This window comes from Brachyspira pulli (assembly GCF_036997785.1).
GTDB classification, from domain to species: Bacteria; Spirochaetota; Brachyspiria; order Brachyspirales; family Brachyspiraceae; genus Brachyspira; species Brachyspira pulli.
Genome location: NZ_JAWLQI010000009.1, coordinates 41320 through 62879, shown reverse-complemented (window position 1 = coordinate 62879; position 21560 = coordinate 41320). Strand labels below are relative to the sequence as shown.

At 27.0% G+C, this 21560-nt stretch carries 19 protein-coding genes and 1 tRNA gene; 11 read left to right on the top strand and 9 right to left on the bottom strand.

Translation table 11 applies throughout. The annotated features are described in order from the left end of the window. Positions 1-109 precede the first annotated feature (109 nt). Genes lepB through queA form a run of 3 tightly spaced genes read left to right on the top strand, consistent with a single transcriptional unit; the run spans position 110 to position 3911 of the window. Positions 110-1159, top strand: a complete 1050-nt coding sequence (lepB, locus tag R4K56_RS03690) for a signal peptidase I (RefSeq protein ID WP_335758397.1) — start codon at positions 110-112, stop codon at positions 1157-1159. 11 nt (positions 1160-1170) lie between these two features. Next, positions 1171-2811 (top strand): hypothetical protein, encoded by a 1641-nt coding sequence (locus R4K56_RS03685; RefSeq protein WP_335771895.1) that lies wholly within the window; start codon positions 1171-1173, stop codon positions 2809-2811. 23 nt (positions 2812-2834) lie between these two features. Beyond that, entirely contained in the window at positions 2835-3911 is a 1077-nt protein-coding gene (gene queA / locus R4K56_RS03680; RefSeq protein WP_297297305.1) for a tRNA preQ1(34) S-adenosylmethionine ribosyltransferase-isomerase QueA, read from the top strand. 836 nt (positions 3912-4747) lie between these two features. On the opposite strand, the gene R4K56_RS03675 is transcribed toward queA, so the two are convergent. Then, positions 4748-6631 (bottom strand): alkyl/aryl-sulfatase, encoded by a 1884-nt coding sequence (locus tag R4K56_RS03675; RefSeq protein WP_335771894.1) that lies wholly within the window; start codon positions 6629-6631, stop codon positions 4748-4750. A gap of 114 nt (positions 6632-6745) precedes the next feature. Here R4K56_RS03675 and R4K56_RS03670 point away from each other — a divergent pair, with 114 nt between their 5' ends. Next, on the top strand, positions 6746-7342 hold the full coding sequence (locus tag R4K56_RS03670; protein WP_335771893.1) for a TetR/AcrR family transcriptional regulator: 597 nt from the start codon (positions 6746-6748) through the stop codon (positions 7340-7342). Positions 7343-7992: 650 nt separating this feature from the next. Here the strand turns inward: R4K56_RS03670 and R4K56_RS03665 are convergent. The 7 genes from R4K56_RS03665 to R4K56_RS03635 all read right to left on the bottom strand — a co-directional run bounded on the left by R4K56_RS03665 (position 7993) and on the right by R4K56_RS03635 (position 13013). Continuing rightward, positions 7993-8946, bottom strand: a complete 954-nt coding sequence (locus R4K56_RS03665; RefSeq protein WP_335771892.1) for a dipeptidase — start codon at positions 8944-8946, stop codon at positions 7993-7995. A gap of 15 nt (positions 8947-8961) precedes the next feature. Beyond that, complete coding sequence (locus R4K56_RS03660) at positions 8962-9291, bottom strand: hypothetical protein (RefSeq protein WP_335771891.1); 330 nt, start codon at positions 9289-9291, stop codon at positions 8962-8964. Between the two features lie 8 nt (positions 9292-9299). Next, on the bottom strand, positions 9300-9518 hold the full coding sequence (locus R4K56_RS03655; protein WP_335771890.1) for a hypothetical protein: 219 nt from the start codon (positions 9516-9518) through the stop codon (positions 9300-9302). Between the two features lie 114 nt (positions 9519-9632). Continuing rightward, positions 9633-10163 (bottom strand): ECF transporter S component, encoded by a 531-nt coding sequence (locus R4K56_RS03650; protein ID WP_335771889.1) that lies wholly within the window; start codon positions 10161-10163, stop codon positions 9633-9635. 165 nt (positions 10164-10328) lie between these two features. Continuing rightward, positions 10329-10880, bottom strand: coding sequence for an ECF transporter S component (locus R4K56_RS03645; protein ID WP_335758097.1), 552 nt, complete (start codon positions 10878-10880; stop codon positions 10329-10331). 27 nt (positions 10881-10907) lie between these two features. Beyond that, a complete protein-coding gene (locus R4K56_RS03640; RefSeq protein ID WP_297297320.1) occupies positions 10908-11459 on the bottom strand; it encodes an ECF transporter S component in 552 nt (183 codons plus the stop codon). Positions 11460-11654: 195 nt separating this feature from the next. Beyond that, positions 11655-13013, bottom strand: a complete 1359-nt coding sequence (locus R4K56_RS03635) for an FAD-dependent oxidoreductase (RefSeq protein ID WP_335771888.1) — start codon at positions 13011-13013, stop codon at positions 11655-11657. 709 nt (positions 13014-13722) lie between these two features. Between R4K56_RS03635 and mtnK the strand changes: the two genes are divergently transcribed. Then, on the top strand, positions 13723-14946 hold the full coding sequence (gene mtnK / locus R4K56_RS03630; protein ID WP_335771887.1) for an S-methyl-5-thioribose kinase: 1224 nt from the start codon (positions 13723-13725) through the stop codon (positions 14944-14946). A 23-nt stretch (positions 14947-14969) separates the two neighbouring features. After that, positions 14970-16025, top strand: coding sequence for an S-methyl-5-thioribose-1-phosphate isomerase (locus R4K56_RS03625; RefSeq protein ID WP_335758101.1), 1056 nt, complete (start codon positions 14970-14972; stop codon positions 16023-16025). A gap of 717 nt (positions 16026-16742) precedes the next feature. On the opposite strand, the gene R4K56_RS03620 is transcribed toward R4K56_RS03625, so the two are convergent. Next, on the bottom strand, positions 16743-18200 hold the full coding sequence (locus R4K56_RS03620) for an HD-GYP domain-containing protein (protein ID WP_335771886.1): 1458 nt from the start codon (positions 18198-18200) through the stop codon (positions 16743-16745). 175 nt (positions 18201-18375) lie between these two features. On the opposite strand from R4K56_RS03620, the gene R4K56_RS03615 reads away from it, so the two are divergent. The 5 genes from R4K56_RS03615 (at position 18376) to pth (R4K56_RS03595) (ending at position 21544) form a co-directional block, all read left to right on the top strand. Beyond that, positions 18376-18447, top strand: a tRNA-Gln gene (locus R4K56_RS03615). 25 nt (positions 18448-18472) lie between these two features. After that, the gene (locus tag R4K56_RS03610) at positions 18473-19426 is read left to right on the top strand and encodes a ribose-phosphate diphosphokinase (protein WP_335758103.1); all 954 of its coding nucleotides are present in this window, start codon (positions 18473-18475) and stop codon (positions 19424-19426) included. A 21-nt stretch (positions 19427-19447) separates the two neighbouring features. Beyond that, positions 19448-20038 carry a 50S ribosomal protein L25 gene (locus tag R4K56_RS03605; RefSeq protein WP_297298956.1) on the top strand — a complete coding sequence of 197 codons (591 nt, stop codon included), beginning with the start codon at positions 19448-19450 and terminating at the stop codon, positions 20036-20038. Positions 20039-20060: 22 nt separating this feature from the next. Beyond that, on the top strand, positions 20061-20654 hold the full coding sequence (gene pth / locus R4K56_RS03600; protein WP_335760999.1) for an aminoacyl-tRNA hydrolase: 594 nt from the start codon (positions 20061-20063) through the stop codon (positions 20652-20654). Beyond that, positions 20648-21544: an aminoacyl-tRNA hydrolase gene (gene pth / locus R4K56_RS03595; protein WP_335758106.1), complete on the top strand. Its 897-nt coding sequence runs from the start codon at positions 20648-20650 to the stop codon at positions 21542-21544. Before pth (R4K56_RS03600) ends, pth (R4K56_RS03595) begins: the two co-directional genes overlap by 7 nt. Positions 21545-21560: the final 16 nt, after the last annotated feature.

Sequence of the window (21560 nt, the reverse complement as noted above, 5' to 3'; positions counted from 1 at the left end):
TTTTTTAGTATAACTATTTTTGATAATAATAGGTTATTATTAATTGCTATTTTAATAGTTTTATTATATACTTTTACATCAATATTTATTATTGGAAGGGGCTAAATTAATGGAGAATCCTATAAAAAATATTACAGAAACTATAATAGGCGAATGCCGTAATTTTAAACATACTCTTAAAGAAATATTATATGCTATAGTAATAGTGCTTCTTATAAATACATTTTTAATACAGAATTATCAAATTCCTACAGGCTCTATGATACCAATTATTATGCCTGGCGACAGACTTTTTGCTAATAGATTCGTTTATGGAGTAAAACTTCCATTTACAGACGGACTTTTAGGATACAGACTTCCAAAGATTAAATCACCTCAAAGGGGAGATTTAGTAGTATTTAGAGCTCCTCCTTCAGCTTCTTTCGGATGCGAATCTGCTATGCCTTATTATGAGCCTTCTCCATTGGTTCAAATGTTAAAACTTCCAGTTATGGTATTTGCTTTAACTCCTTTTTCTTGGGATCCTAGATTTTTGCTTGCCGATTATATAGGAGAAAAACTTACAGGCGGAACTCATTTAGCACCGGCAAATTTATTTTTTGGGCTTAAAACAGTTGATTTGGATCCTAGAAAAGAATTTGTTAAGCGTGTAATAGCTACTGCCGGAGAAACTGTTGAAATTAGAAATAAAAAAATCATTATTAATGGTAATGAAATAGAAGACAAATGGGGTTATTTCTTCTATGGAAATGACAGAGAGTTTGTTCCTATTATAGATATATATGGCCCTATTTATGTTCCTAAAAAGGGTGATGTTATAATATTCAAAAAAATTGTAGACAGAACTGATTATTATAATGATCTTAGTTCTTTTGAAGTTTATATCAATGATAAAATAGTAAGCGATGATATAAAATTATGGTATTGGATGAATATATATGTTCCTAATACTGAAGACAGACCAGATGAATATATATACAATGTTCCTGAAGATTATTTCTTTGTTATGGGAGATAATAGGGATCAAAGCTGCGATAGTAGAATGTGGGGACTTGTTCCATACAGACAAATTAAAGGTCAGCCTATGATTGCTTGGATACAGTCAAAAAGACCTGATAATGTAGAACAAGGCTTCTTTAAATATTTTATAATTAAATAAGAATAACAATTATGTATGACCAAATTTCTAAAGATACTCTAAAAGAATTATTTAAAACTTGGAAGGTGAAAAGTATAGAAGACTTGGATACTAAGTCTTCTAATATATCTTTGGTTTCTTTTAGGTTTCATACTTTATCTAAAGATGCTAAAAATATCATTCTTTATTTATTAAAGCATGAAAGCAAAGAATTAAATTCTATAGATATAGCTTATTCACTTAAGTATACTCAAAAACAAATACCTGTATTTTTTAATTATATCGATGAGATAAAAAAATCAGGTCTTTTGTATTTAAAAATAAAAAGAAGAAGATTAAACTCTCATGATGATACTTTATATTTTCTTCCTAATGTAAAGCCTATAATAGAGAATATTTTATTAAAAGATAATATAAAAATTCCTAGTTATACAGATAATTCATATACTGCAAATGTATATAAAAAATATTTGCAGAAAATAATAAATATATATGAAAATGGAAATATCATTGATTATAATAAAGCAAAAATAGATGATGATGAATTATTTGCTTTATGTAAGGCTAATATAGTTTCTGTTTATTTCTTTGGAGAGGAACTTTACCCTTATATAGGAATTAATAATAATAATGTTTTATCCAATTTGGAAAAGAGTTTAAAAGATAATATAGGAAGTTCTATATTTATAAACAATCATTTTAATATATTGAATGATATTGAAACTTTTATTTATGAATGTGATGTTCAAAAATTATGTACTGATGATATAAATATTGATTTCTTAACTAATAATATAGATTCTAATATTATAATTAATATATGTTCAAAATTATCTCTAATAAAACTTGATAATAAGGGATATATATCTTTGGAATATGATAATATAAAAGATTATTTATCAAATTCTATAGAGGCTAGACAAGAGCTTATATTAAAAAATATTTATAAAAATTATTCTGATTATTACAAAAAAGTATTTAATATCTTAGATGAAGATAAAAGTATATCTAAATCTATATTATTTGTGAAATTAAAAGAAAGCATATCATCTATTACAATAGAAATGTATAATAATATTATATATTCTATGTTCGTTTTAGGACTTGTTGAGGCTTCTTTTTATGAGAATGCTATCTTAGCAATTAGAGCAATTTCAAATGAAGAAAATAATGATAAAAAATGTTTTATGAATGGTAATTTTGAATTGACTTTAATTAATCATTATTTATTTTCTAATAATTTTATTTATATGTGTAATTTGTATTTTGAACTTGATAAACAGGAAACAGTTTACACTTATACTATGACAGAAGAAAGTATATTAAAAGGAAAAACTATAATTAGTGATGAAAACTCTGATTATGTATTCGATAAATTTTTAGTGGTTTTGAAGAATATACTTTTAGATAATAATGTTGAAATGCCTAAACATATTGAAACAAGTATAAAAAGATGGTATGAAAGAGGTATTATTTCTCATGTTTATGATAATGTAACTCTAGTTATTATAAAAGATGTTAATAAATTAGAAGAAATCATGTATGAGTCAAAAAGAAAAGGTATTATTATGACAAAAATCAATGATGAATATGCCATAATAAAATCAAGCTCTACTACAAAAAAGAGTCTTACAAAATTCTTAAGACAAAGAAAAATAATAGTAACATTTTAATTTGAAGAAAGCGGCAATAAATTATGATAGATTATTTAAATAAAGAAACTTATAATTTTTATTTACCAGAAAATTTAATAGCTACAACTCCGAACTATGAAAGGGATCATTGTAAGTTAATGATATTAAATAAATCTACTGGAGAAATTGAGCATAAAATATTTTCCGATATAATCAATTATTTAAAAAAAGACGATGTTTTAGTCCTCAATGACAGCAAGGTAATACCAGCTAGAATATATGCAAAGAAGAATACAGGCGGTAATGTTGAAATATTGCTTCTTAATAAATTCAATGATGATGAAAGTACTTGGGAATGTTTAATAAAAGGAAAAAATATAAAAGAGAAGGATATATTATATTTAGATTACAGCAATTTAGAGAATGTTGGAAATATTGAGGCAGTATTAGAAAAAGATAATATATCAACTAAATTAATAAAATTTTCTAAACCATTAACAAGTGAAATTTTAGATGCTATAGGTAAAGTTCCGCTTCCTCCATATATTATTCAAAGCAGAAAAAAGAAAGGCGAGGAAGAATACAATGATAAAGACAAAGAATTTTATCAGAATGTATATGCTAAAAACGAAGGAAGTATTGCATCTCCTACATCAGGACTTCATTTTACTAAAGAGCTTTTAGAAAAAATAAAGTCTATGGGAATTACTGTCTGTTATGTTACATTGCATGTTGGTTTTTCAACTTTTAATCCTTTAAAAGAAGATGATTTACGCAATCATGTTATGCATGAAGAAAAATTTATAATACCGAAAGAAAGTTATGATATAATAATCAATGCCAAAAAAGAGGGTAGGAGAGTTGTATCATGCGGAACTACTGTTGCAAGGGTATTAGAAAGCGAATATGATAATTATGATTTTAAAAGAATGGAAGGTTCTACTAATATATTTATTTATCCGCCTTATAAGTTTAAATGTGTTGATGCTTTAATTACTAATTTTCACACACCTCATTCAACATTGCTTGCTATGGTTAGTGCTTTTGCCGGCTATGATAATATAATGAATTCTTATAAGCTAGCTATAGAAAATAATTATAGATTTTTTTCTTACGGCGACGCTATGTTTATGTATTAATTTTTTATTTGTTATTATTATAAAAATAATAATTAAGAAGTAAAAAAGTATAATTGTTTAGATATACTGAAAATTTTTAAGTTTGTCAATTTTTTTATTGTTCTTTTTCCCGCCGCAAAAAGAACCAAAAAGTGCAAGTGTGAAATTAGTACTAAATCATACTAATTATGTTTTACATATAAGATAAATTACTAAATTTAAGCCAAAATGCAGTCTTTTTGCTTCTTTGGGTCACCACCGAGTAGGTGCCTAATCGGCAAAAGAAGTAGGGGTTCGGGGACTAGTCCCCGAAAATAATAACAATATAAAAAATAAAATTGACAAAATATAATTGTTTAGGTATATACTGAAAATTTTGAAGTTTGTCAATTTTTTTATTCAACTTTTTCCCGCCGAATACGCTCTGCGGACTTCGTCAAAGTTGCAAAAAGTGCAAGGATAGAATTAGTACTAAATCATACTAAAATTGTCTTACATGTAAAATAATTTATTAATTAAAGCCCAAATGTAGCCTTTCGCGAAGCGTATCCGAGTTTATCGAGGATATAAGCTTCTTTGTGGCAACACCACCCTAAAGGACTTCCTATGGTCGCAGGCACTCCCTTCGGTCGCAAAAGAAGTGGGGGCTGCACTCTGTGTACTTCGTAAGAGCAAAGCCTGCAGATATTTAAAATTTAAAAAAATTATTTCTGACAAAATATAGTTGTTTAGGTATATATTAATTTTTTGATTTATTAAAAAAATTGAGTATAAAGAAATATAAAAAAATAATAACAAATAAAAACAATAAAGTTTTAATAAATTGCTTTTATTTGTTATTTTTAAGATGTTATTAATTATGGTGTTACTATATTAAACCAGTATTCAAAATTATCAAAATAAGATAAAAAATCATTAAATGTTTCTTTATTGTTAATATTTAAATCATCTGCCTTTTTAGTAAATAATGCCTTTTTAAAATCTGACATGTTAATATCTATCGTATAGTCAGTATTTTCATTATTATATTTTTTATATTTTAATACAGAGTTTTCAATTTTTACAAGATATTTATTATCATCTGTAATATTAAAAAGTACTGATATATTTTTATCTTTTACTTTATCAGGATTTAAAGCAACTGATATATATTCAAACATGTTTTCAGCAGATAATGCATTTATCATATCCAATGATGTAGTTTGAGGAGCTTTCATATTTGAATCTATATCATTTCTAAGCTCATAGGCACCAGTAAGTAAATAAGCCCTCCAAACAGCAGATTCACTTTGATATCCAAGCTGTTCCATAGCATCTGCACTGAGTCTTCTTGCTTCTATGTTATTAGGATTGGCAAAAACAACATGATTTAGTACTTCAACAACCCATCTGTAATCTCCTTCATTATAAGATTTTTTAGCCATTTTTATTATATTATCTTCTCCTCCCATAAACTCAACATATCTTTTTGCTGATTCTTCAGGAGGAAGTTTATATAAATTAACAGGATTTCCGTCCCACCAAGCACCGAAATAAAAATCATAAACAGCTTTTACATCATGATTTACAGAACCATAATAACCTCTGTTATAAAATTCTTTTGCTAAATTGTCAGGTATCTGTATTTTTTCTGCTATCTCTATAGGAGTGTATCCCATATTAGCAAGCCTTAAAGTTTGATCATGAATATATTTATATAAATCTCCATGCTTATTTAGAAAATCATCTATATTTCTTTGTTCCCATATAGGCCAGTGATGCGAACCAAATAAGACATCGGTTCTGTTTTTTAAGAATTCTTTTGATTTCTCTATAGCCTTAGCCCATATAATAGAATCTCTTGTTTTTGCTCCTCTTAATGTTGATAAATTATGAAGTGTATGATTCATTACTTCAGCACTTGATGCAGCTCTGTATTTTGGTATATAAATCATAAACTCTGCAGGAGCTTCTGTATTTTGTGCCATTAAAAATTGAAACTCTATTCCGTCAATTGTGAATGATTCATAATCTTTAGATATTATTTTGTTTGGTTTTATAATTCCGGGAGTTCCAGTTGCTACTAATTTACCAAGTCCGGCATCAACGGTACCTTTTTCATCTTTTGGTAAAAGTCCTCCGTACATATAAGAAGAACGTCTGCTCATAGCATTGCCTGCTAAAAGATTTTCTGATACAGCTTCCTCAAAAAATCCTTCAGGTGCCACAATAGGTATATTATTGTTTTCTATAACTCCTCTTATTCCTCCGAAATGATCAACATGTGAATGTGTGAATATTACTCCTGTTATTGGGTCATTTCCTTTATGCTTTCTGAATAATTCTATTGCTTTAGATGCTGATTCTTTTGTAGTTAAAACATCTATTACAATCCAGCCAGTATCGCCTCTTACAAAAGTTATATTAGCTAAATCAAAACCTCTTACTTGATATATATCTTGAGTTACTTCAAATAAACCGGATATATTATTTAATTGAGCTTGTCTCCATAATGAAGGATTTACTGTATCTGGTGCAGACTGATTTGAAATAAAAGGAAAAGAAACGTTTCCGTCTGAAGTTTCTATGAATCCTCTGCTTGCATTTTCAAAATCAGTATTGTCATTAAACGGCAAATAGTTTTTTAATTTTTCATTTTCTTTTTTAGTGTATTCTGTGGCTTCTTTTCTTTCTGCATTGAAATTATTAGAAGAATAGGATATTAAAAAAATACAAAGTATTGAAGTTAATATTTTATTCATCAAATTCACTCCTTGTTTTTTATAGAATAAATTCATTGAACTAATTCGTTGAATTAATTCTATTATATAATTGCAATTTGTCAAGTTATTTGTTATAATTCTTTTATGAAAAATATGGAAAAAGTAACAAGAAAAGAACAAGCAGAGCAAACAAAGAAAAAAATAGTAGAAACTACTATAAATTTATTGAAAGAACATTCATTGAATGATCTTCAAATCAAAGATATTTGTACTAATGCTGGTATATCTATAGGAAATTTTTATCATTATTTCACTAATAAGCAGGAAATAATAGTTTATATTTTTTCTACAAATGCTGAAGTATATAAAGAAAAAATATTATCAAGGGATAAAACTAATTCATATAAAGATATATTATATGCTTTTAAAGAATTTTCTAAATTAGTTGATGAATTAGGCGGGGATTTAATACTTGAAATATTCAATTATAGTATTATGAATAGGAATAATGCTTTATTATCAAAAGATGCTTTTTTTTATAATCATATTTTATCTTTGGTTGATTCATTAAAAAAATCAAATTTGGTTATATATGATGATAGTTCAGAGGCTATAACTAAAAGGCTTATAGTGTTTTTTAGAGGATTTTTTTATGAATGGGCTTTATCAAACAGTAATTTCAATCTTGTTAAAGAAACTGAAAAAGAGATGAAATTGTATTTATCTTTATTTATAAAAATAGATCATTAATTTATTATTATTTCTAATAAAAATTGTTAGCTATAAGGCTCTGCCAAGTAAACTTGTCAGAGGATCACAATTTTTATAATTAGCTTTATACATACCTAAACGACTATATTTTGTCAATTTTGAGTTATTTATAAATGTAATTTTGATTTATTAATAGCATAAAATATTATTAAGTTTTGTTTGAAATGTGAAGTAAAACCAATATTTGTGTTAAAAATGCAGTCCTTTTGCTTCTTTGGGTCACCAAAAGAAGTAGGGGTTCGGGGACTAGTCCCCGAAAATAATAACAATATAAAAACTAATTTTAATTTTGTCAACCAATGCACTTTATATATAATTATCAACTTTTTTGCCGCACAAAAAAGTCGCTGCCTACGGCACGCAGAGCGAAAAACGCAATTGCTAGAACTTTATATTAAAAAATATGCCTATTAAATATAGGATATATACTAAAAATGCAGTCTTTCGCGAAGCGTATCCGAGCCCGCCGAGGATATAGGTTCTTTGTGCCAACAAAAGAACTGGGGGGGTGGGGCAAAGCCCCCATATATCAAAATAAAAATATAAATTTATTTTTGACAAAATATATTTGTTTAGGTATATACTAATATAGAACAATTTTTATTAAATAGTTTATCTATAGCAATAAACTATTTAATAATTTCTTTTATTATTCTATGGAAATTTTTATATTCAATCTTTTCTATTTCTTCGTTATTGAAACCAGCTTCTTTTAATTTGATTATAATATCATAAGATTTTGAAGCATTTTCTAATCCTTTTACAGCAGGAGGAACTTTCTCATCTTCAAAATATTCGTTATAATCAAAACCAAGCCCTATATGATCTATACCTATTTTATCAGCTATGTATTTTATATGATCTACAGCTCTGTTTAAAGTCTGTTTATCTATATTTTCATCTGTAAAATCTTTGTATGAATTATATCCAATAACACCATTCACATCTCTTATGGCTCTTAATTGTTCATCAGTAAGATTTCTCATACTATTGCATAAAGCTCTTGCATTAGAATGAGAAGCTATAATAGGTGCGGAAGTAATATCCATAATATCAAAGAATGATTTATCATTAAGATGAGATACATCAACTATCATTCCTTTTTCCTGCATCTTTTTTACAGCCTTTTTTCCTAATGGAGTTAATCCTCTGTTTGAATCTCCTCTTGCTCCCGTCGCAAGTTTATTTTCTTCATTCCAAGTAAGGCTTGCATGTCTGGCACCAAAATCATAATATTCATCTAATAAACTAATATTATCATCAATAGAAATAAGCCCCTCAAAACCTATAAAAATATATAATTTATTTTCTTTTTGTGCTTTTATTATATCATCATAGCTTTTTGCTATTAATATTATATCATTAATATATTCTGATTCTTTTTTTATTGCATCTTGTATTTCTCTTACTCTTTCTAATGCTCTATGATAATTTTCAGGTTCAACCCATATAACAAATATTGAACCGCCTATTTTACCTTTTATTAAATTATCATAATGATATTTTTTTATTATATTATTTTCACCTTTAGAACTTTTTACAGCTACATCTGTCCATATATCTGAGTGGGCATCGAAAATCATTATTATTTACCTCTTTTATTCTTGCACTTTAGTTTCAGGGCTATTTTCTATATGCAGGTATTTATTAAAGAAATGAACCTTCTTTAATAAAATATATACAATAATACAGGATAATACTTTATCAAATATATTAGAAAACATTATTGCAATAAATGAAGCTTCAATTATATTTATACCTTTATCCATTAAAGATGTAACGAAATTATCTATAGTACCGCCGCTGAAACCTTCTGTTAATATTATAGATATAGGAACTCCCATTATTGGCGACATTATTCCTATAATTAAGCCTACAATTATTGCTGATATTATATTAAATTTAAATTTCTTAGCTATAAGTCCCACTATAAGACCTATAAATGTGAATCACTTAAAAAAGATATAAGTATATTACTTATAATACCAACCATAGCACCATAAACAGGCCCTAGTATAATAGCAGTGAGAATGGTACCTACAGAATCCATAAATAAAAATGGTACATTTGAAACTAATACTATAAATGCTAAAACGAAATTAATGATAACACTTATTAATACAATTAATAAGTTGTATTTTAAATTATTATCCATAAATATCTACCATAAATAATCTCTTATTCTATAATATACAACGATAAACTTTATTTTTCAATAGCTTTTTATTTATATAATTATCTATTTTATTATAAAATTATCAAAATTATATTATTTATGATGATTTTTTTTATTTGAAAAAGGTATTGATTTTATTGCTATAGATACAATTAAAGAAGACAATATTTTATCCAACATAGAGCTTGATACTGTGCTAATAGTTATTGATATTAAAAGGCTTTTTCCGCTATTATTTAGTACTTGAACAAAATTGTCTATAGGTTTATGAGTAACACCTTTAGCCAAAATAATTGCTATTGGTATTGCTGCCATACTTGAAATTACTCCTATAACAATTCCAGAAAAAAATGAAACTTTTATATTTGAAAAATCATATTTTTTAGCTATTACTCCTGCAGTTATACCTATAACTACATTAACTATGGCAAAATGCAAATTAACATACTCTATAGTCATAGAAAGTAAAAAATTTGTTGCTATTCCTACAATAGATCCATATATAGGCCCTAATACTACAGCGATTAGAATTGTTCCTACAGAATCCATAAATAAAAATGGTATTTTAAATAGTATGATTAAATGTCCTAATATAGTATTGATAAAAATACCGAGAAGCATCATACTAATATCATCTATAATTTTTTCTCCATAAAACTACAAATAGCCTCCAAAGACATTCAATATATCATCATGTAAATATCATATATAGAAAATAAATAATTTTCAATATATAATACTTATATAACTATTTTAAATTTTTCGGAATATAAAGATATTTTTATAAAATTATTTATACATTTTGAAGAAATATACATTTTTTACTGATAGTGAAACTAATAAGCAAGAAACTATTTTATCAGATATATTTGTTAAAAATGTTCCTATAGAAGCAGATGTAGTAAGACTTTTTCCGCTATTAATTAAAGCTTTAATATATTGGTCTATAGTACCTGTTGTAAATCCTTTAGCTAATATTATAGAAATAGGTGCTGATATTGAGCCTGCTATTATTGCAATAATTAAACCGCTTATAATTGATACTTTTATTTTTGTGAAATCATATTTTCTAGCTATAAATCCTGCAATTAATCCTATCAAAACATTGACAATTGCAAAATGCAAATTAATATAATCTATTGTAACAGATGTTATTAGATTTGTAATAATGCCAACAATTGCTCCATATAAAGGCCCTAGTATAACAGCAGTTAATATTGTACCTATAGAGTCCATAAATAAGAATGGTATATTTAAGAAAAGTATTATAAATGCTAAAGCTATATTTGATATTATGCCAATAAATAATATTAATATATAGTATTTAACTTTGTTTATCATACTTTTCTCCATATAAACTTTATAATACTATTTGTATATTTTGAAAAAGTATATTTTATTTACTATAAAACACACAATTAAACAAGATAGTATTTTATCAAAAATGGCATCATGCATTACTACAATTGATGTTGATAATGCAATACTTTTTCCGCTATTTATTAAAGATTCTATATATTTATGCAGCATTTCATTTGGAACTTCATAGCCCAAAGCTATAGATATAGGCACAGATATCAGTCCAGAAACTATACCTATGATTATTCCAATAATTATAGCATTGAAAAAACTTTTTAAATAATATTTTTTAGCAATAATTCCTGCTGTTATTCCTATAAAAACATTTACAATAGTAAAATGCAAATTAATATAATCTATTGTTAGAGAAGTTATTAAATTAGTAAGCATTCCAACAATAGCACCATATATAGGGCCTAATACAACAGCAGTTAATATTGTACCTATAGAGTCCATAAATAAATATGGTATGTTCAAAATTACTACTATAGACACTAATGTAAGGTTTGATATTATACCAATCAATATCACTAATGTATTATATTGTAATTTAGTGTTCATATTTTATTATCTATTAGTAATGTTGTTATGAAAAAATTATAAATGATAAGAGTATACCATTATGCTGATTTATACTAAGTTAAAATAACTTTATTTTCAAGAAAAAAATATTTAAATTTTTTATTTTTCAAAAAAAAACCCTAATAAATATAAATTTATTAGGGCTTAAATGATATTGTATAAAATTAATTACAATTATTTAGCAGTATAAGCAACCATAGTCATCCAAGATAATGGTTTGTTATAGTGAGGTAAGAAGAAGAAATCTGACAATGCAAATTGATCAACAGTCATACCATTTTGTATAGCAAGAGAGAATGCATGAATAGCTTCAGCATGATTATGTTTAGAAGCTATTTGAGCACCTAATAAACGTCTGCTGTCTTCTTCATAAACGATTTTTACTAATACATCTTCATAAGTAGGCATAAATTCTGGTCTTTCAGCATCTTTGAAGAAGTTAGATTTTACTTTTAAGCCTTTTTTCTTAGCTGTTTCTTCAGACCAGCCAGTAGAAGCCATATTATATCCAAATACGCAAATAGCATTAGAACCTTGAGTACCGCAGTATTCAACATGTTTTCCTAAAGCGTTATTAGCAGCAACAATACCCATTCTTACAGCGTTAGTAGCTAAAGCAATGTATTCTTGTTTTTCAGAAGCTCTTGAATATACAGTAGCACAGTCACCTATAGCAAATACATTAGGGTCTTTAGTAGTTTTCATAGTTGTATCTACTACTATAGCACCATTAGGTAAAGTTTCTAAATAGTCTTTATAAAGTTCATTATTAGGTCTGAAACCAACAGACATAACAACCATATCTACATCATAAGAACCTTTATCAGTAACTACTTTTTTAACTCTGCCTTCGCCTTCAAATTTCTTAACAGTTTCACCTAAATGCATTTCTATGCCAGCTTCTTTGATTCTTTTTTCAGCTTCATCAGTGATTTCTTTATCAAAGTAGTTAGCTATAACTCTAGGCATAGCTTCCATTAAGATAACTTCTTTACCATGGTTTTTGAATGCTTCTATAAGTTCAACACCTATATAACCAGCACCAACTACCATAACTTTTTTAACTTCTGGTTTAGCTATTTCATCAATAATTTCTTGTCCTTGCTGATATAGTTTAGAGAAGAAAATACCTTCTTTAAGACCATATTTAGTACCTTCTTGTTTTAATCCTTCTATAGGAGGAGTTACAGGCCAAGAACCAGTAGCAAGGATAAGTTTATCATAATTATCTTCGAATTCTTTTCCAGTAGCTAATTCTTTAACTGTTAATTTCTTATTAGCCCAGTCTATTTTCATTACTTCATGTCCCATATGAACATCAATACCTTCAGATTTTAAACCTTCTGGACTAGCATAGAATAAGCCTTTAGGGTCTTTTACTACTCCGCCAACCCAAAGAGCAATACCGCAAGCTAAGAAAGATATATTATCATTTCTATCATAAGTAACTACCTGACAATTAGGATCTGTAGCTTTCAATGTTTTTGCTGCCCATGTACCAGCATGGTTACAACCGATTACAATAACTTTCATAATATTTAACCCCTTAATTTTTAGAAATATAAAATTATTTTATTTAGTATTTAGTATAGTACAAAAAACATACTTGGTCAAGGTATATTATATTAAGTGTCATTTTTTTTTGGTTTTTTCATACCTTTTTTGATAATTATTTCACTAATAAGCATAAATTTTTTGTGTTTTTTAATATATATCAGAATTATTATGAGGTTTTGATATTTAATTTTTATAAGCTTTTTCGTTTTTTAAAAGTCGTTAATTTATTATTATTATAAATATATACATATTCTTTATAAATTTATATGTAAATAGTTGTATAAATTGTTTATATATAATAAAAAATATAAAATATATTTATTTAAGGATATGTATTAAATGTATGGTAAGATTTAAGTTGTATTTAAGCTGTTATAGTACTTAATTTATTTATTTAAACGCTTTTATATAAAGAACAACAAAATTAATAAATACTAAAATGTAAAAAATATAGTATAATTATATTTTAATAGACTATATTTAATTAAATATATACCGATCTTTAAATATTTTAATTATCAGGCACTTGTATAAAAACTGTTATTTTTATATATTTTATAATAAGTGTTAAGATAATATTGCAAATATAGTATATTATATATCTAATATCTATTTTTATAAGCCTATTGATATTTACACTTTTTATGCTATATTTTTGATAGAAATTTATTTATGGGTTTAAACAATGTTAAGATTTAATGAATATTTTTTAATGGAAGAAAAAGATGTTCTTCTTTATGTAAAAAAGAAACTTAAATATTTTAAAGCAGATGATAACATTACTTGTAAGGAAATAGGTGATGGTAATATCAATTATGTTTATAGAATAAGTAATGGAGAAAAGTCTATAATATTAAAGCAGGCTGGTGTTCATACAAGAAGTAATTCATCAGGAAGAGTACTAGATGTTAATAGAAATAGGAGAGAGGCTGAAGTTTTATCTTATTATGGAGATATACTTCCAGATCTTGCACCTGAAGTTATATGTATAGATAAGGTAATGAAGCTATTTGTAATGGAAGATTTAAAAGATTATATTCCATTAAGAGATGCTTTGATAAAAGGACATATTTATCATCATTTACAAGAGCAAATAACTGATTTTTTAGTTGAAAGCACCTTATCTACAGCAGATTTCTTTATAGATAGTTTTATCAAGAAAGATAATGCAGCAAAATATGTAAATAAAGAATTATGTAAGATAAGTGAAGAACTTGTATTTAGAGAGCCATTTTTTAATGTTTTAAATGAAAATAGTTTTTCTGCATCTTTAAATGATTTTGTAAAAACAAATCTTTATGATAATAAACATATTCAGCTAGAGGCAGCAAAATTAAAATGCGAATTTATGAATCATTCACAAGCCTTGATACATGGAGATTTACATACAGGTTCAATATTTGTTAAAGACGATTGTATGAAGATTATGGACTGTGAATTTGCTTTCTATGGGCCAATAGGGTATGATGTAGGTACTATAGTAGCTAATTTTATATTTGCTTATATTTACCATTTAGTTATTACTAATGATAAAAATTATACCTCTTTCCTATACAAAGTTATAGATGATATAATAAAATTATTCAAAGATAAATTCATTACTAAATTTATACATGAAAGTATTGATGTTTCAGTGCAAAATGATGGTTTTATAGAATTTTATTTACTTGAAGTATTAAAAACATCTTATGGTATTTGCGGACTTGAAATATTAAGAAGAACTACCGGATGTGCTAAGGTAAAAGAGATTGAATCTGTTACTGATGAAGATACTAGAAAGAAAATGGAATATATATTATTAAATTTAGGTATAGAATGTATTATATATAGAGATAAACTTTCTGAAGAAGATAAGTTTATGAAATTTGTTGATAATGTAATTCAGAATTTAAATTTTAATAATATCTAATTTTAATTATTTTGGAGTTTTTTATGCTTGATAGGATAGATAAAAATTTAGCTTTTATGCTTCAATTTGAAAATATAGCTTGGTATGATGAAGGCTGCGTTAAAATATTGGATAGGAGAGTTTATCCTAATAAAGTAAATTTTGTTGAATGCAAAACCCATAAAGAAGTTTCAAAAGCTATAGCTGATATGGTTACTCAAAGTGCCGGCCCTTATTTGGCCGTTGCTATGGGTATGGCGTTGGCTGGTTATGAATCAAGACATTTGGAAGGTAGTGACAGAATAGAGTTTTTAACTAATGCCTGCAATACGTTAGCGAATTCAAGACCTACTACAAGTGCAAGAATGATGTCTATAACTAAAAACTGTCTTGATGCTGGTATAGAAGCTATAAAATCTAATAAAGACCCTATAGAAGCTATGTTCAATATGGGTATAGATTTATCTACTAAAAGATACTCCAAAATAAAAAAAATAGCAGAAAATTTAGTTTCAATGTATCCGGATAAAGGTACTATACTTACACAATGTTTCGGTGAGTCTATAGTAGGCTTTATGATACAGGAATTCCAAAATAAAAATAAAGATATAAAAGTTGTATGTGCTGAAACAAGACCTTATTTCCAAGGAGCAAGACTTACAGCTACTGTTGCTTATGATCAAGGAGCTGATGTTACAGTTATAACTGATAATATGGTTGCTTATACTATGCAGGAGAAAAAAATAGATGTATTTACTTCTGCTGCTGATTTGATATGTTTGAATGGGGCAGTTGTAAATAAAATAGGTACTTTTCAAATAGCTATTGTAGCTAAATATTTAGGAATCCCTTATTTTGTAACAGGGGCTCCGGATAAAGGCTATAATGGATATAATGATATACATTTTGAATTCAGAGATGAAAAGCTTGTAACAGAGGCTATGGGAGTAAAAACTTCTAAAGAGGGAGTTAAAGGATTTTATCCTGCATTTGATTATACTCCTCCTCATTTGGTTAGTGCTATTGTAACAGATTTAGGTATTTATTCTCCTTATGACGTTTTCAAATACTATGTTGGAAATGATGAAGGCGAGTATTAATTAATATATACTTGAATCAATAATTTTTATAAATGTATTGTAAATAAGCAATTCTTAATGCTTTTTAAAAAAATCTGACTTATTATTTAGTATATACCTAAACAAATATACTTTGTCAAAAATTATTTTATTATTTTTATTATTTGTGGGGACTAGCCCCACCGCTCTGCGTACTTCGTAACACCCCACTTCTTTTGCGACCAAAGAAAGTGCCTGCGACCATAGGAAGTCCTTTAGGGTGGTATTGCCACAAAGAAGCAGGCACAGCCTGCCTGCGGCGAAAGGCTACATTTTGGCTTTAATTTAATAAATTATCTTACATGTAAGACATTTTTAGTATGATTTAGTACTGATTTTTACACTTGCACTTTCGCGAAGCGTATCCGAGCCTGTCGAGGATATAGGTTCTCGTCGAAGGCGGCTGTGCCTTATGCAATACTTGACAGTACTTCCTTCGGTCGCAAAAGAACTTGGGTGCTGCACACTGTGTAATTCGTAAGGGTAAAGCCCCAGATATAAAAACAAAAATATAAATTTATTTTTTACAAAATATAGTTGTTTAGGTATATACTGAAAATTTCAACTTTCTCAACCAATGGTGCTATGTATTTGTTGATATAACCAAAAAAACATTATTGTTTATAAAAATCAAGTTGATTACAATACCTTTTGAACATAATTAATGGAGGTATAATGATACTTTTATTATATTAAATATTATTGTTCATCAAAAGGATTAATAACATCTTCTTTTTTTATATCTTTTAAGAAGTTAATAAATAAGTCAAATAATATAGGGTCTATTTGTGTATCATCTTTTATATAATTTTTATATATGAGTTTTACAGCTTCTTTAGCTTCTAATCCGCTTCTATCATAGTTCTTTTGAGGTAGTACTATAGTGTCATATAAATCTACTATTTCCAAAATTTTAGCTGGTAAGAATGCTAAACTTTCAAGCCTTTCTATATCTTCAGAATTACTTGATATAAGCCATATAGGATTTATTTCTTTATTTTCCTTGATTTGCTTATGCATAAATGCTCTTAAAACACTGTATCCATGTCCATAGTATTCATGATGCATTCCAACAATCAAAGATATATCATCATTGTAATTTCTGAATAATTTTAAAAACTGATATCCTTTAATAGCATGAGAAGTGGATTTTTTATTATATTCTTTTGATTTATTAATATTTAAATAATCTAATTGTTTTATTTTTACAACATCATGCCAGAAAGCACCAGCAGCAAAAATAGCTATATTAGGTAATGAAATCTTTTTTAATCCGTTTTTAAATATATTTTCAAAAGTTATAGTTTTTTTATTAATTTTGTAATGCTTAAATATTTTTTTATAATATTTTTTGAATTTTTTATTGAAATTAGCAATAGTTTTTAATGCAAATTGACTTTTTACTTGCTCATTGTAGTATAGGAAAAATTCTATAAACATTATAAATACTCTGTTTCCATGTCCTATAACGTTTCTGCAGGTGAAAGTATCAAATTTGTAGAATAAATCAATATTAGGATATATTTTATCAATTAATTTTGTTACAGATAGTATTATATTATTTGATATATGCTGAGTATCATAATATTCTACATTGTCAAAATATATTTGATTTATTCTGTCTTTTGCGGCATTAATCAAATAAATCAAGTTAATCCTTTCTATGAAGGCAAGTTCAGTCATAATATCCAATATATAATCTATAGTTTCATTGTATAAATGCTTATCATAGTATTGATTTAATATATCCAAATGATTTTCTAATGAAATAGCCCTTGCTTTTGGTGATTCTCTTAAAATAATTTCAAGTATATCATATTCAAATCTTTTTGTTATTTCAGAATCAGGCAAACAGTCTTTATATATCTTTAAGAATTGATTAATATTTTTAATTTCTTTATAATTTTTATTATCTTTTGCTTCTAAAATAAGATCTAATATTTCTTTTGAAGATTTTGTTATATAAAATTTAGTGAATAAATCAGAGTTTACATAATTTTTATCGAATAGTATATCTAATTTATGATTTGGTAAAGATAAACATATATTATCTTCGTTCAAACATACTATTTCTTTGGAGTGAAATTTAATAATTTCTAAATGACTTTTTATAAAATCGAAGTCTACTAATGCGTATTTATCCAGATTAATGCTCATAATTAACCTTATTGTTTTTATGCAACAATAATAACTTATTTTGGTTTTTTATCAATGATTTTTTATTATATTTTTATTTATTTTTTATAAATATTGTTTAAAAGGTATTGACAAATTTTGTTTGTATAGTAAAATAATCAAACTTGTAGATTTAATTGAATCTATTTTTTGATACTGGGGTGTCGTCAAGCGGTAAGACAATTGGTTTTGGTCCAATTATTCGAGGGTTCGAATCCTTCCACCCCAACTTTTCTGCTTATAATGGTATTTACATGGGAATAACAGACGAAATATTAATATTAAGTGGTACAGCAAATCCTCAATTGTCTGAAGATGTAGTAGCAAATCTTGGTTTAAAATTAGGCAATATGGAAATAAGGAAGTTTGCTGATGGTGAAACTTTCGTTCAAATAGAAGAAACTGTTAGAAATAAGGATACTTATGTAATTCAACCTACAGGACGTCCTTCTAGTAGTGAAAGTTGGATGGAACTTTATTGTATAATAGATGCATTAAAGAGAGCTAGTGCTAAACGTATTACGGCTGTTATACCATATTACGGATATTCTAGGCAAGATAGAAAGAATGAACCTAGAGTACCTATAACTGCAAAGTTAGTTGCTAATCTTTTATCAGAGGCTGGAGCTCATAGAGTTTTAGCTCTTGATTTGCATGCAGCTCAAATACAAGGTTTTTTTGATATTCCAGTTGATCATATGTTATCAAAAAATGTTTTCTTAGATAAAATAAGAAAAGACCTTGATATGAGTAATTCTATTATAGTATCACCTGATATAGGCGGTGTTGGAAGAGCTAGAGCTATAGCTAAACAATTGAATCTTGATATTGCTATAATAGACAAAAGAAGAGACAGAGCTAATGAATGCGAAGTTATGAATATTATAGGTGATGTTAAAGATAAAGACGCTATTATTATAGATGATATAATAGATACAGGCGGTACTCTTATAAAATCTATGCAGGCTTTAAAAAAAGCAGGTATGAGAAAGATATATGTATTTATAACTCATGCTGTATGTTCTGGTGATGTTTATGAGAGAATAAATGCCAGCGATATAGAAAAACTTTATATCACAGATAGTTTAAGAGTTATGAAAGACAGATTAGGAAGCAAAATAGAGGTTCTTTCAGTAGCTCCAGTTATTGCTGATGCTATTAGACATATACATATGGAACTTTCTATAAGTGTTCTATTTGATAAGTAAAATATAATAAGGAAAGAAGATATGAGTGAGAATTATACTATAAAAGCTTTACAAAGAGATACTAAATTTAAAAGTGTTGGTCGTAAACTAAGAAATGAAGGTTACGCTTTAGCTACTCTTTACGGTAGAGAAAATCAATATTCTATCGCTGTAGAGTTAAAAGATTTTGTAAAAGTTTTCTCTTTAGCAGGTCAGCATGATATCATCACTTTAGATATAGAGAATGATAAAGCTAGAGAAGTTCTAGTAAAAGATTATCAAATAGATGGTATAAAAAGAGTTATTAGACATATAGATTTTTATGAAATAGATAGAAATAAAAAAATCAAAACTTTTGTTCCTATTCATATAGAAGGTATACCAGAAGGCGTACGTTTAGGCGGCGGTACTCTTGAACAAGTAGAATATGGTTTACCTATCAAAGCTTTCCCAGGTTCTATACCTAGAGAGTTAATAGTAGACGTTAGTGAATTAAAAGTAGGCGATAGTTTACATATCAGTGATATTAAATTCCCAGAAGGTGTTGATCCTGTTGGTGATGCTTCTAAAGCTGTTGTTACAGTTGTTACTACTCAAGATGATGAAGCAGCTAATAAAGGTGCTGAGGCTTAATTGTTTCTAGGATTACTACTGCATGATGAAATTAGTAATGGGACTTGGTAATCCAGGTGAGCAATATAAAAATCATAGACATAATATCGGATATATGATTTTAGATAAGGTTGCTAAAAAACTTAATGTTGAATTAGATATTAAGAAAAAGAAAACAGTTTTTGGTAAAGGTAAGCATGGAAAAATGGAGTACTTGCTTCTTAAACCTCAAACTTTTATGAACCTATCTGGTGAAGCAGCTCTTTATATGGCTAGTTTCATGAAAATCACAGTAGAAAACATTATTGTTATCTATGATGATACAGATATACCTATAGGTGAATTTAGAGTTATTCCTTCAAAAACTGATGATTCTGAAGAAGAAGTTGAAGATTATAATATAGACCATAACGGTATTAAGAGTATAAAAGATTCTTTAAAAAGTTATAATTTTACAAAAATAGGTGTAGGAATAGGAGCTTGTCCTGAAGATGAGGAAAAAGCTGATTTCCTTTTATCTCCTTTCTCTAAAGATGAAAGAAAAAAAATTAGAGATATATCCGATGATGTTGTAGAAGCAACTTGTATAGCTTTATTTGAATCTCCTCAAGCAGCAAAAAAGAAATATTCATTATGACTAAATTAATTATAGGGCTTGGTAATCCGGGTGAGGAGTATAAAAACAATAGACATAATGTTGGTTTTATACTTATTGATAAAATAGCTCAGGAATTATCTCTTAATTTTGATAATAATAAAAAGAAATCTTTATATGCAAGAGGTAAAAGCAAGGATATTGAATATATATTGCTTAAACCTCAAACATTTATGAACCTTTCTGGTGAATCAGCAATTTATGTATCTAAATTCTTTAATGTGAAATTAGAAGATATCATAGTAATATATGATGATATGGATATACCTTTTGGAAGTTTTAAAATAAAGAAAGGCGGAAGTTCAGGCGGACATAATGGCATAAAAAGCCTTATTGCACATTTACAAAGTGATGACTTTACAAGAGTTAGAATAGGAATAGGAAGACCTAGTGCTGGTAAAAAAGTAAATGATTATGTGCTTTCAAATTTCAGCAAAAAAGAAAGAGAAGAATTGGATACTGTTATTGCTAATGATGTCATAGAGGCAGTTAAAGTTGCATTATTTGAGTCTCCTGTAATTGCTCAAAATAAGTACAATAAAAGAATCAATAATGAAAATTCTAATAAAAATAAAGGTAATAAAAATATGATTAAGATAATAGCTAAAAATCCTGTATCATCTGAAAATAAAGTAAAATTTATAGAAACTGCCAAAGAACTTATTGAAAAAAGCAGAAAAGAAAGCGGCTGTATTTCTTATAATTTATTTGAAAGTGTTGATGGTAAATATCTTACTTTTATAGAAGAATGGAAAAATGAAAAAGCTATAGAAGAACACAATAATTCTGATCATTTTAAGTCTATAGTTCCTAAATTGGGAGAGTTAACATCTGGTGAAATGGATGTTGTTTTATATAAAGAAGTGAAATAATAAGATTACATAAAAA